12 protein-coding genes are annotated in these 12206 nt (G+C 61.5%); 6 read left to right on the top strand and 6 right to left on the bottom strand.

Annotated elements, in window-relative coordinates:
• Window positions 1-107: 107 nt before the first annotated feature.
• Genes pqqA through pqqF form a run of 6 tightly spaced genes read left to right on the top strand, consistent with a single transcriptional unit; the run spans window position 108 to window position 5651 of the window.
• Window positions 108-185 (top strand): pyrroloquinoline quinone precursor peptide PqqA, encoded by a 78-nt coding sequence (gene pqqA, locus QMZ29_RS06805; protein ID WP_004937827.1) that lies wholly within the window; start codon window positions 108-110, stop codon window positions 183-185.
• Between the two features lie 58 nt (window positions 186-243).
• Window positions 244-1155 carry a pyrroloquinoline quinone biosynthesis protein PqqB gene (gene pqqB, locus QMZ29_RS06800; RefSeq protein ID WP_197834924.1) on the top strand — a complete coding sequence of 304 codons (912 nt, stop codon included), beginning with the start codon at window positions 244-246 and terminating at the stop codon, window positions 1153-1155.
• Window positions 1156-1164: 9 nt separating this feature from the next.
• Window positions 1165-1920, top strand: coding sequence for a pyrroloquinoline-quinone synthase PqqC (gene pqqC, locus QMZ29_RS06795; protein ID WP_197834923.1), 756 nt, complete (start codon window positions 1165-1167; stop codon window positions 1918-1920).
• Complete coding sequence (gene pqqD / locus QMZ29_RS06790; protein WP_016927749.1) at window positions 1920-2198, top strand: pyrroloquinoline quinone biosynthesis peptide chaperone PqqD; 279 nt, start codon at window positions 1920-1922, stop codon at window positions 2196-2198. Before pqqC ends, pqqD begins: the two co-directional genes overlap by 1 nt.
• Window positions 2191-3327 carry a pyrroloquinoline quinone biosynthesis protein PqqE gene (gene pqqE / locus QMZ29_RS06785; RefSeq protein WP_261424445.1) on the top strand — a complete coding sequence of 379 codons (1137 nt, stop codon included), beginning with the start codon at window positions 2191-2193 and terminating at the stop codon, window positions 3325-3327. Before pqqD ends, pqqE begins: the two co-directional genes overlap by 8 nt.
• Before the next feature lie 2 nt (window positions 3328-3329).
• Window positions 3330-5651, top strand: a complete 2322-nt coding sequence (pqqF, locus tag QMZ29_RS06780) for a pyrroloquinoline quinone biosynthesis protein PqqF (RefSeq protein ID WP_282981012.1) — start codon at window positions 3330-3332, stop codon at window positions 5649-5651.
• On the opposite strand, the gene QMZ29_RS06775 is transcribed toward pqqF, so the two are convergent.
• The 6 genes from QMZ29_RS06775 to QMZ29_RS06750 form a co-directional block, all read right to left on the bottom strand.
• Window positions 5648-7033, bottom strand: a complete 1386-nt coding sequence (locus tag QMZ29_RS06775; RefSeq protein ID WP_049204022.1) for a purine-cytosine permease family protein — start codon at window positions 7031-7033, stop codon at window positions 5648-5650. The two genes, pqqF and QMZ29_RS06775, sit on opposite strands and share 4 nt — an antisense overlap.
• A 161-nt stretch (window positions 7034-7194) precedes the next feature.
• On the bottom strand, window positions 7195-8661 hold the full coding sequence (locus QMZ29_RS06770) for an aldehyde dehydrogenase (RefSeq protein ID WP_043137398.1): 1467 nt from the start codon (window positions 8659-8661) through the stop codon (window positions 7195-7197).
• An 11-nt stretch (window positions 8662-8672) separates the two neighbouring features.
• Window positions 8673-9710 carry an LLM class flavin-dependent oxidoreductase gene (locus tag QMZ29_RS06765; protein WP_060433046.1) on the bottom strand — a complete coding sequence of 346 codons (1038 nt, stop codon included), beginning with the start codon at window positions 9708-9710 and terminating at the stop codon, window positions 8673-8675.
• A 19-nt stretch (window positions 9711-9729) separates the two neighbouring features.
• Complete coding sequence (locus QMZ29_RS06760) at window positions 9730-10659, bottom strand: flavin reductase family protein (protein WP_282981013.1); 930 nt, start codon at window positions 10657-10659, stop codon at window positions 9730-9732.
• Window positions 10646-11473, bottom strand: coding sequence for an alpha/beta fold hydrolase (locus tag QMZ29_RS06755; RefSeq protein WP_043137407.1), 828 nt, complete (start codon window positions 11471-11473; stop codon window positions 10646-10648). Before QMZ29_RS06755 ends, QMZ29_RS06760 begins: the two co-directional genes overlap by 14 nt.
• Entirely contained in the window at window positions 11445-12047 is a 603-nt protein-coding gene (locus tag QMZ29_RS06750) for an amino acid synthesis family protein (protein WP_043137410.1), read from the bottom strand. Before QMZ29_RS06750 ends, QMZ29_RS06755 begins: the two co-directional genes overlap by 29 nt.
• Window positions 12048-12206 lie beyond the last annotated feature (159 nt).

Below are 12206 nucleotides of genomic sequence, written 5' to 3'. Positions count from 1 at the left end.
CTTTAAAGGTTGCGATCTCCGTCACATTTCGCCAACATTGTGCCGGCCGAATGCGAACGTTTCTCATTGGGTTCGACATATTACGATGCATGCTAAGGAGCACCGCTATGACTACCTGGACTAAACCTGAGTTTGTTGACCTGCGTCTGGGGCTGGAAGTAACGCTGTACATTTCCAACCGTTAATCGCCCGTCTGCCCGCCCTTCGCGCGGGCATTTCTTTCCCTCTCTTTCTGGTTTAGACATGCAGATAAAAGTTCTCGGCTCGGCGGCGGGCGGCGGCTTTCCCCAGTGGAATTGCAACTGCGACAACTGTCGGGGCGTTCGCGACCACAGCATCAGCGCCACGCGCCGCACGCAGTCCTCCATCGCCGTCAGCGACGACGGAAAAAACTGGGTACTGTGCAACGTTTCTCCGGACATTTGCCATCAGCTGTTGGCCTCGCCCGAATTGAATAATCCCGACGTGCTGCGCGGCACCGGCATTGGCGCGATCGTGCTGACCGACAGCCAGATCGATCACAGCGCGGGCTTACTCAATTTGCGTGAGGGCTGTCCGCATCACGTCTGGTGCACGCCTGAAGTACATGACGATCTCAGCACCGGCTTCCCGGTGTTTCCCATGCTCTCCCACTGGAACGGCGGGCTGATTCACCATCCGGTGACGCCCGGCGAGCCGTTCCACACGGCGGTCTGCCCGAACGTGCGCTTTACCGCCATTCCGCTGCTCAGCAACGCGCCGCCTTATTCGCCGTATCGCGATCGCCCGCTGCCGGGCCACAACGTGGCGCTGTTTATCGAAGATACCGCGCGCGGGGTCGGGTTGCTGTACGCACCGGGCCTGGGCGAGCCGGACGAGGCGCTGATGCCGTGGCTGCGCCGTGCGGACTGTCTGCTGATCGACGGCACGCTGTGGCGCGACAACGAGCTGGCCAACGCCGGCGTGGGCCGCAATACCGGCAAGGACATGGGGCATCTGGCGCTGGCGGAAGAACACGGGCTGGCGGCCCTGCTCGCCACCTTGCCCGCCAGGCGCAAAATCCTGATCCACATTAACAATACCAACCCTATCCTCAATGAAGACTCGGCAGAGCGGCAAAGCCTGACCGCCGCCGGCATTGAAGTGAGCTGGGACGGCATGAATATCGAACTGTAGGGAACCGCCATGACGCAATCACTCCCCCTTGACCCACAGGCGTTTGAAGCGGCGCTGCGCGCCAAAGGCGCTTATTACCATATCCACCACCCGTACCACATCGCGATGCACAACGGCGAAGCGACCCGCGAGCAAATCCAGGGCTGGGTGGCCAACCGGTTCTACTACCAGACCAGCATTCCGATTAAGGATGCGGCGATCATGGCCAACTGCCCACAGCCGGAAACCCGCCGCAAATGGGTACAGCGCATCCTGGATCACGACGGCTACGGCGGCAGCGAAGGCGGCATCGAGGCCTGGCTGCGCCTGGGCGAAGCCGTCGGGCTGCAGCGCGACACCCTGCTCTCTGAAGAGTTGGTGCTGCCGGGCGTGCGTTTTGCGGTGGACGCCTATGTCAATTTCGCTCGCCGCGCTTGCTGGCAGGAAGCGGCCTGCAGCTCGCTGACCGAACTGTTCGCGCCGCAGATCCACCAATCGCGCCTCGACAGCTGGCCGCAGCACTACCCGTGGATCGACGCCGCCGGTTACGATTATTTTCGCAGCCGTCTCGGCCAGGCCAACCGCGATGTGGAACACGGCCTGGCGTTGGCGCTGGACTATTGCGACACCGTGGAAAAGCAGCAGCGCATGCTGGAGATCCTGCAGTTCAAGCTGGATATTCTGTGGAGCATGCTGGACGCCATGAGCATGGCCTATACCCTGAACCGCCCGCCTTACCACAGCGTGACCGCCGCGCGGGTCTGGCACAACCAGAGGCTGGTGTAATGACGCTGAACCCTGAGCACACCCCCGTCTTCCGCCGCGGCTACCGCCTGCAATGGGAACAGGTGCAAAACAGCCATGTGATCCTCTACCCGGAAGGCATGGCCAAGCTGAACGACAGCGCCGCCGCCATCTTGCAGTTGGTCGACGGCCACACCACGCTGAACGGCATCATCGCGCAGCTGAACGCCCGCTTCCCCGGCGCCGAGGGGTTGGCAGATGACGTGCTGGAATTTTTCCAGCGCGCCTACGAACAAAAATGGGTGACCTTCCGTGACTGAAGCACGCGCGCCGGCGGTGAACCCGCCGCTCTGGCTGCTGGCGGAGCTGACCTACCGCTGCCCGCTGCAGTGCCCCTATTGCTCCAACCCGCTCGATTTTGCCGCGCAGGAAAAAGAACTGACTACCGCGCAGTGGATCGAGGTGTTTCGCCAGGCGCGGGCGATGGGCAGCGTGCAGCTCGGTTTTTCCGGCGGCGAGCCGCTGGTGCGTAAAGACCTGCCCGAGCTGATCGCCGCCGCGCGCGATCTCGGCTTTTACACCAACCTGATCACTTCCGGCATCGGCTTGACCGAGAAGAAGCTGCAGACCTTCGCCGACGCCGGGCTGGATCATATCCAGATCAGCTTTCAGGCCAGCGACGAAACGCTGAACGCCGCGCTGGCGGGCTCTGCCAAGGCGTTTCAGCAGAAGCTGGCCATGGCCAAGGCGGTCAAGGCGCTCGGCTATCCGATGGTGCTCAACTTCGTGCTGCATCGCCATAATATCGGCCAGATCGACCGCATTATCGAACTGGCGATCCAGCTGGACGCCGACGACGTCGAGCTGGCGACCTGCCAGTTCTACGGCTGGGCGCACCTCAACCGCGAGGGCCTGCTGCCGACCCGCGAGCAGATCGCCGACGCGGAAGCGGTGGTGAAACGCTACCGCGAACGCATGGCCGCCGAGGGCAAGCTGGCCAACCTGCTGTTCGTCACGCCGGACTACTACGAGGAGCGCCCCAAAGGCTGCATGGGCGGCTGGGGCGCCATCTTCATGAGCGTGACGCCAGAAGGCATGGCGTTACCCTGTCACAGCGCTCGTCAGTTACCGATCGCCTTCCCGTCGGTACTGGAGCACGATTTGCAGCATATCTGGTACCACTCGTTCGGTTTTAACCGCTATCGCGGCTATGACTGGATGCCGGAGCCCTGCCGTTCCTGCTCGGAGAAAGAGCAAGACTACGGCGGCTGCCGCTGTCAGGCGTTCATGCTGACCGGCAACGCCGACAACGCCGATCCGGTATGCGGCAAATCGCCGCACCACGGCACCATTCTGGCGGCGCGGGAAGCGGCGAACCTTTCGCAGATCGGTATCGATCAGCTGCGTTTTCGCAATCAGACCAACTCCCGTCTGATCTTCAAGGGTTGACGATGACACTCGCCGCCGCTTCGTGGCAGTTCGAGAACGGTTTGGCCGTCAAGGCGATAAGCGACCCTGCTGTCGGCTGCGCCGCCGCGCTGGTGCGCATTGAGGCGGGCAGTTTTCAGGCGCCCGTCGCCTGGCCGGGCCTGGCGCACCTGCTGGAGCATATGTTGTTTCGCGGCAGCGCGAACTTCAGCGCGCAAGAGGGCCTGATGAGCTGGGTACCGTCGGTCACTGGCCGACTGAACGCCACCACCCAGGCTACGCAAACCGCGTTTTTCTTCGAGGTGGGCACCGAACATTTGGCGCAGGGGTTGGCGCGGCTAAGCGATATGCTCGCCGCCCCACAGCTGGCGACCGAGGCGATTGAGCAGGAGATCGAGGTCATCGACGCCGAATACCGCCTGCTGCGCGCCGAGGTAGAAACCCGCTGCGAAGCGGCGCAGCGGCAGATGTTCGGCGGCCTTGGTGCAATGCATCGCTTTCATATCGGCAGCCGCGCCGCTTTCGGCAACGACATTTCCGCGTTGCAGCAGGCGCTGCGGCAGTTTCACCAGTGCTATTTTCGCGCGCCAAACATGACGCTGTGGCTGCAAGGCCCGCAATCGCTGGCGCAGCTGCATGCGCTGGCACAGCGCTACGGCAGCCGCTTGCCATCGTGCAGCGCCATACCGCACGAAGCCTCACCGTCGCTGACCGCTGCGAAAGATTACACCCTGTCTCTTCCCGGCACGCCGCAGCTGAGGCTGGTGTTTGCCCTGTCGCGTTCCCATTCACGCGGTTGGCTGCGGCGGCTGGAGCGCCTGCTGTTGGACGAAGCCCCCGGCGGGCTGCTGGCGCGGCTGCGCGCTCAGGCGTGGTGTGACGCCGTTCGGCTGGATTATTCGCGCTGCAGTGAGAACAACGCCCTGCTGAGTTTTATCTTTACCGTTAATCACGGTTCAGCCGCTGAAGCTGCCCACATCGAAAGCGCCCTGCTGGCGTGGCTACAGGCGCTGCAGGTGCTGACACCGGCTCAGCTTGCGCATTACGAGCGGCTGGCAAATCGCGATTTCCACCGTTTGGCGCCGCTCGATCAGCTGCGGGCCAGAGCGCTTGGGCTACCGCCGGTGGAGCCGAACGACGATTGGCCGCGGCATATTGCGGCGCTGATTAGCGCGCCGCGCCGTCGCCTGGCCGTGCGGCCTGATGGCCACGGCGAAACCCGTGAAATTCAAGGGCTGCCGCTGGCGCTTGGCCCCTTCGCCGGCGCCGCGCTGACGTCTGCCGCGGAACCTTTCCGCTTTTTCGCCACCTCGGCGGCGCTGCTTAGTCCGACCTTGCCTTCCGGCCTGGCGCCGCTGCGGCATCTGCTCCCCGGCGAAGCGCAGCCTGTGCTGCTGCTGCGGCCGGCGCCGTCGAGCCGCTTCAGCGATGGACAGGCCTACGGCTTACAGGCGGCGCTGCGCACCGGGGCGGCAGAACTGGCGCATCGGGAGGGACATTTGAGCTTCGAGCGCCATCAGGGCGTGTGGCTGCTGCAACTGGCGGGCAGCCACGCGCTGATCTGCCACGGGCTGAGTGAGGTGAACCGAGCGCTGGCGGTGTTGCCGCCGACCGTTCTCAGCGAAGCGGCGAGAAACCTGCGCCATACGCAGCTGAAAGAACAAAGCGATATCGCCATTCGCCGCCTGTTAGCGCAATTGCCGGCGGCGCTCAGTGCGCCAACCGAAGCAGCACAATGGCATGCCACCTTGATCGGCGGCGATGGCGAGTTAAAACGGCAGCTGTCGCACCTGCTGTACGACTTCCCCTATTTCGTGGCCGCGGAGCCGCCGCTGCCGACACATCAACATCATTGCCCCATCACGCTGACGGAAAGCGGCGCCGAAAGTGCCTTACTGCAGTTTTACCCGCTGCAAAACGATGAAGCCGAAGGCCGTTGGGCGCTGCGCGTGCTGGCCCAGCTTTACGCGCCGCGCTATTTTCAGCGGCTGCGCGTGGAACGCAACGTGGGTTACGTGGTGCAATGCGCCTTCCACCGCTGCGCCGATGCCGAAGGCATGCTGTTCGCGCTGCAATCCCCGACGTTCACCGTTGAACAGCTGAGGCAGTTAACCGACGAATTCTTATTGCAGATGCGTCATGAGTTGCCGCATGTTAGCGCGGGTGAACTGGCGCAAATACAACAGGCGACGCAACAAAACTTGCAGCGCCTCAGCATCGAATCGTTGCAGCGCGCCCGAGAAATTGCCTTGGAAGATCGCGTGGCCATGGCTGACGCGGCGCCAGTCACGCTGACCCAACTGTTGCACTGGCAGCAGCGGCTTTTCCAGGGCGATGACATTTAAAGCTGCACTGCCCAGTTAGCCCGTCGTGAACAACACAATGGGTATGCGATACCGGTCAGCACCATGCTGATCACCCAGGAAATGTCTGCGCCCGGGATCAGATTGGCGTAAGGGCCGGAGAAGAACGCGTTCTCAACAAAAGGCACCTGCACCGCAATACCGCCGAAATAAACGCCGAGCGCGCGGGTGTTAAGCAGGCCATAGCGCCCGCCGTCGGCGCTGAAAATGGCCGAAATGTCATAGCGTTGGCGGTTAAGCAGGTAAAAATCGATCAGGTTGATCATGCACCACGGGATCAGCACCGAGATCAAGGCAAAGATCAGGTTCAGGAACAGATGTACAAAGTTGGCCGAGGCGACCAACGCCACCCATACCGATCCCAGCAGAATCAATGTCGAGAACAGCGTACGTATACGCGCATTCGGCATCCACTGCGGCAAGAAGGTTTGTACGGCGGTAATCAACGAGAGCACCGCACCGTACAAATTCATCGAGTTATGGCAGATGATGTTGATCAGAAACAGCACCATCAGCACCGGCCCCAACCCTCCCGTCGCCTGACGCACCGCCTCCATGACATCATCGCTGCCGGCGACCAGATTGACCGCCACCATGCCGAACACAAAGGCCAAAATGGTGCCGCTGCAGGCGCCGAAATAGGTATACAGGAACGGTTTGGCAATGCCGACTTCCGCCGGCAGGTAGCGCGAATAGTCTGACGTGTAGGGCGAGAAGCTGATTTGCCAGACGGCGCCGATGCAGAACGTGGCGAACCAACCGGCAATGCTGAACGATCCCCGCAGCCAAAAATCCGCCGGCAGCGGTTGAGAAAACATCAATACCAGCCCGAGGATCAACGCGCTGCCCATCACCCAGGCGCCGATTTTGTTGATCTTATGGATGAAACGGTAGCCCACCACCCCGATCAGCGTCGCCAGCACCGCGCCAATCACCGTCGCCGCGCCCATGTTCAATGACGGGATGACGTTATGGATGACCTTGCCCGAGAGCGTGATATTAGAAATGAAGAATCCCAGATAGATCACCGTGGCGAACACGATCACCAACAGCGACCCATAGCGGCCGAACTGCGCCCGACTCTGCACCATTTGCGGTATCCCGACCTGCGGCCCCTGGGCCGAGGTCAGCGCCAGAAAAATGCCGCCGAACAGGTGGCCGGCGATAATCGCGCTCAGCGCCGAGAGAATATCGAGATGAAACGTCTGCGTGGAGATGGCCCCGGTCACGACCGCCAGCGGCGCAATGTTGGTGCAAAACCACAGGGTGAACAGGCTGCGGGCATGGCCATGACGCTCCCCGGCGGGAACAAAATCGATCGACTTGTCTTCAATAAACGCGGTCTGCTCTGGCTGAGAATTCATATATCCCCCGGTTAACCTGGATTATTATTTTTTACAGCGTGTAGGGTGCCAATACGTCGAAAAAAGCGTGCGTTTGCCCCGGCGACATTGCGGTCGCCGGTTTCAACGCGATGAAAACTGGGTTGCCGGCGCGATCCGAGATCGCGCCTGATTGCGCTGGCTCAGCGCATGACGAAGGGATCGTCTATCGGATCGTCACTGGTGCGCAGCCATACCGTCTTGCTGGTGGTGTATTCCAGCGCGGCGTCAATCCCGCCCTCGCGGCCAAACCCCGACTTGCCGTAACCGCCGAACGGCGCCAGCGGCGATACCGCTCGATAGGTATTGAGCCACACCACGCCCACCCGCAGGCGACGGGTCACCCGGTGCGCGCGCGTCAGATTCTGCGTGAAAATACCGGCCGCCAGGCCATAGGCAGAATCATTGGCGAGCTGAATGGCTTCCGCTTCGTCCCTGAAGGTCAACACCGACAGCACCGGGCCGAACAGCTCTTGCTTCACGCACTCGGCGTCGGGTTGCGCACTGCAATCGACGATCGTTGGCGGGTAGTAAAAGCCTGGTGAAGCGATCGCCGCATGGCCAATCACCAGTTTCGCCCCCTGCTCCAGCGAGCGGCTGACGATGGCGGCGATCCGCTCTTGCTGCTGCCGGGTGCAAAGCGGCCCGAACTGAGTGTCTGGGCGATCCGGCGGCCCGATGCGAATGCTGCGTATCTTCTCCGTCAGCCGGGCCAAAAACGCGTCTTTGATGCTTTCCGCCACCAGCAGCCGCGAACCGGCCACGCAGCTCTGGCCCGACGCAGCGAAAATGGCCGCCACCTGCGCATTCGCCGCGCTGGTCAGATCCGCGTCGTCGAAGACGATAAACGGCGATTTCCCGCCCAGCTCCAGCGAGGTGCTGGCGAGATTTTCCGCACTGCCGCGAACGATGTGCTTCGCGGTTTCCGCGCCGCCGGTAAAAGCGATGTGGTCTACCTGCGGATGCGCCGTCAGCACCGCGCCGCAGTCGGCGGCAAATCCGGTGATCACATTGCACACGCCGCGTGGAAAGCCGGCCTCGTCTATCAGTTTGGCGAACGCCAGCAGTGGCACAGGCGCAGTTTCCGCCGCCTTGACCACCAGCGTGCAGCCGGCGGCGATCGCCGGGCCGATTTTCACCGCCGCGAGAAACAGCTGGCTGTTCCAGGGCACGATCGCCGCCACCACCCCAATAGGTTCGCGTCGAACCCAGGTTTCCATGTCGGGTTTGTCGATCGCCAGCACGCTGCCTTCCATCTTGTCGGCCAGGCCGGCGTAGTACCGGTAGTACTCCGCCACATAGGCGATCTGCGCCCGGGTTTCCCGGATGATCTTGCCGGTATCCAGCGTCTCCAGCCGCGCCAGCTCGGGGGCGTGCTGCTCAAGCAAGTCGGCCAGCCGCAATAACAGCTTGCCGCGCGCGCCGGCGGTCATGTCGCGCCATTCGGCCCCCTGAAATGCCCGGTGCGCCGCCGCAACGGCACGATCCACATCCTGGGTGCGCGCTTCCGCCACCTGCGCCCAGGGTTCACCGGTCGCCGGATTGAGCGAGGCGAAGGTCGCCGATCCGCCATCAAATCGGCCATCAATGTAAAGTTCGAACGACTCCATTAGCGCCTCCGTCAGTGAAATTCCGGCATCACGCAGCGAATGAACCGCTCCAGAGAGGCCTTTTTACGCGCAAAGCTCATGCCGCTGTCAATCCACAACGCAAACTCGTCATAACCCAGCGCCTCATATTTTTTCAGTCGCGTAATGACCTCATTGGCGGTGCCGATAGCCAGGTTGCTACGCATCATGTCGGCGGAGTAATAGGTATTGGCGGCAATCTCCTCGTCGCTGAGCGGCTGAATCAACCCTTTTTGAACCGGACGTTGATTCTTGAACCAGGCGCCGAAGTAGTGGTAGAAACGGTTGAGTTCTTCCGCCGCCAGACGGGCGTCCGTCTCGTCTTCCGCCACGTAGCCATGCTGCAACAGCATGATCTTCAGCGGCTGCTCGGCGGCGAAACGCGCGCGAGCCTCGTTGAAACAGGTTACCAGCCTTACGATCTCCTCTTCCCCCTGATGCAGCGGCGTAACCTGAACGTTGCAGCCGTTTTGCACCGCAAATTCGTGACTGTTGGGATCGCGCGCCGCTACCCAAATCGGCGGATGCGGCTGCTGTTTCGGCAGCGGCGAAGAGGTGGTCGCCGGGAACGACCAGTATTCCCCCTGATGGGCATAGTCGCCCTGCCACAGTTTTTTCACCGCCGGGATCAGCTCGCGCATGCGCTGCCCGGCATCCCAGGCGGTTAAACCGGGCATCAGCCGTTCGTATTCATAGGAATAGGCGCCGCGCGCGATACCCAGCTCCAGCCTGCCGCCGGTGATGATATCGGTCATCGCCGCCTCGCCCGCCAGACGGATCGGGTGATTGAATGGCGCAATGATGGTGCCGGTGCCGAGCCGCACCCTGGACGTGCGCCGGGCGATATCCGCCAGATTGATGAACGGATTCGGCGCGATGGTGAAATTCATGCCGTGGTGCTCACCGGTCCAGATGGCGTGCATGCCACCACGATCGGCGATTTCACACAGTTCGATCATCTCCTGGTATAGCTTTTCCTGGGATTCTTCGGGTAACGTTCGTTCCATATGCACGAATAAAGACAGTTTCATCACACTCTCCCGCTTAGCTTCAACCGGCGAATTGCTTGATGGCACCGCTGTGCTCATCGCCATAATAGATACCGTAATTCCCCACGGCGTTTTCTTTGACGAACCGGCCCATCATCGACCGCAGCGCCGGATCCTTGATCGGCAACCGTGCCAGCGTCGGCATGTCGAACCATTCCGCCGTGCTCAGCTGCGGCGTCAGGCTGCCGGCGTCGGTCGGCAGCGCGCACAGAAAAACGATGTGTTGCTGGTTCTTCTGCCGGTCGTCGTAGACGGAATAGACGAAACCCGGATGGGCCTTGATGCCCAACTGCTGCAGTAAATCCCCCAACGTTTCGCTGACGCTGCGTTTCTCCACCGGGCTGGACGGCAGCTGATAGCCGCCGTCGTTTTGCCGCACCATCACGGCGTGCCCCTCAAACTCGATCAGCGCGCTCACCACCACCTGCGGCCCGCCAATCAGCGACTGCGCGTTTTGATAAGGCGTGAAGTATGCACCGCGGTAATACCCCAGACCGGCGGTCGCGTTGGACTCGACCCCCTCTACTTTGCCGATCAGAATGGCATGGTCGCCGGCGTCCACCACCTGATGCAGCGCGCAGTCGAACCACGCCGAACTGTTATCGATAAGCGGCACCCGTGACGCGCTCCAGCGCCAATCGATCAGCGCAAAGCGGTCTTCGTTCTTTTGCGCAAAAATGGTTGAAGCCTCTTTTTGCCGTTCCGCCAGAATATTGATGGCGAAATGGCTGCACTGGGTAAAGTGCTCCAAGTTCGCCGAACGCTTATCGATGCTTACCAACAGCAGCGCCGGATCCAGCGAGACCGACGAAAACGAATTGGCGGTGAAGCCAATCGGCCGCCCGTGCTTGTCCACCGAAGTCACAATGGTGACGCCGGTCATAAAGGCGCCGAAAGCGTCGCGCAACTGCCTGCGTTTATCCGCGTCCATTAGCCGCTCCTAAAGTCAAAGGTTGCTCTGCGGTCAGAAAATCGAGCATCAGCGCGTTGACGCGTTGCGCATCGGTCAGGCTGACCATGTGTTTGGCGTTCTCAATGATCACTGCGCGCCCGTTTGGGGCGGCCTGCGCCATTTGCCGCGCCATCTCAGGGCTGGAGTTGGCGTCGTGCTCGCCGGTCAGCACCAATACCGGGCAGCGGATAAGGTGCCAACGCTGGGCATACACCCGATCGCCGGTTGCAAATGCCTGATACGCGCGGGCATAGCCCGCAACGTCCACCTGTTGCAACCAGCCGCCCACCTGCCGGCGCAGATGCTGTTCGACAGGATCGGCGCCGAACCACCGGCTCAGCGGCGAGTCGAGCTGTGTCTGGCCGTTGGCCAACGCGCTGGCGCGTTGCGCGACCGCGGCGCTGGCTTGGGCCGTACGCTGGAACACGCCGCTCATCACCACGGCACGATTAACCCGCTCCGGATAATCGATCGCCAAACCGGCCGTGATCAAGGCTCCCATCGAGTGCCCCGCCACCGCAACGCTCGGCGCATCCAGGGTGTTTAAGAAAGCCGCCATCCAGCGCACGTAATCCTCCAGCGTCGCGGCGTGGGAGAAGCCTTCGCTTTCGCCGTGGCCCGGCATATCGACGGCGATAACCCGAAAGCGCGCGCTGAGCGCATCGAGCTGGGGATACCAGACCTCCGCATTCATGCCTACGCCGTGGATCAACACCAGCGGCTCACCACGCCCGGCCTCCAGATACCCCACCCGCAGAGCGGGCTCAGACAGCTGCCGGATTGTTCTGATCATGGCCCAACTCTTTCAGATCCAAATAACGGTTGCCGATACGGTGATGCGGCCGCCCCCCCAGCGCCGCGCCCAGTGCAATGACGATTTCGTCGTCGAAAGGCGCGTCGTTGATGTTGAACTGGAATGTCAGGTAGTGCTCACGGCTGCCTTCGTCGTTTTTCCCCATCATCGGGATCAGAATCGGCGCGTTGGCCGGCCCACGGGTATTGTTGAACGCCAGATAGCTTTTGCCGTTGACCGCCGAGCGGTAGTGGTTGCCAAAATGCAGCGTGTGGATCAGCGCCGAGGCGTGTTCCAACTCGCCGCCCAGCCCCACCACCGCGCTTTTGCCGAAGGCTTCCACCCGCTCGCCGGAACCGGCCTCCTTGAGGATCAAACCGGTCAGCAGCTCACCCAGCACCGGCGCCATTTCTCGAATCTTTGGCGCCAGATCCTCGACAAAGCCTTGTCTGGCCCAGGGGTTTTTGATGACCGCCGCAGCGGCGATCATCACCAGCGGTTTGCCCGCCGATTTGCCGCCGTCGGTGTAGATCGTTTCGGTAGAGACCAGGGTCTTGCGAATGTCTTGATGCATAAGGGACCTCGAAAAGTAAATCGAATGTTAACCATGTGTCACGATTCGAGGGTATAGCATCGGGCAGATTGGCATGTCAAAATTTGGTATACCATAATACGGTATTCTTATTTTACGATGAGACGGCAAAAATAAATTGAAAATAACACTTATTAATCA

The organism is Serratia sp. PF-27, from assembly GCF_030053255.1.
Taxonomy (GTDB): Bacteria; Pseudomonadota; Gammaproteobacteria; order Enterobacterales; family Enterobacteriaceae; genus Serratia; species Serratia bockelmannii.
Note: the sequence above shows the minus strand (reverse complement) of the source record. Positions and strands in the feature narration are given on the sequence as shown.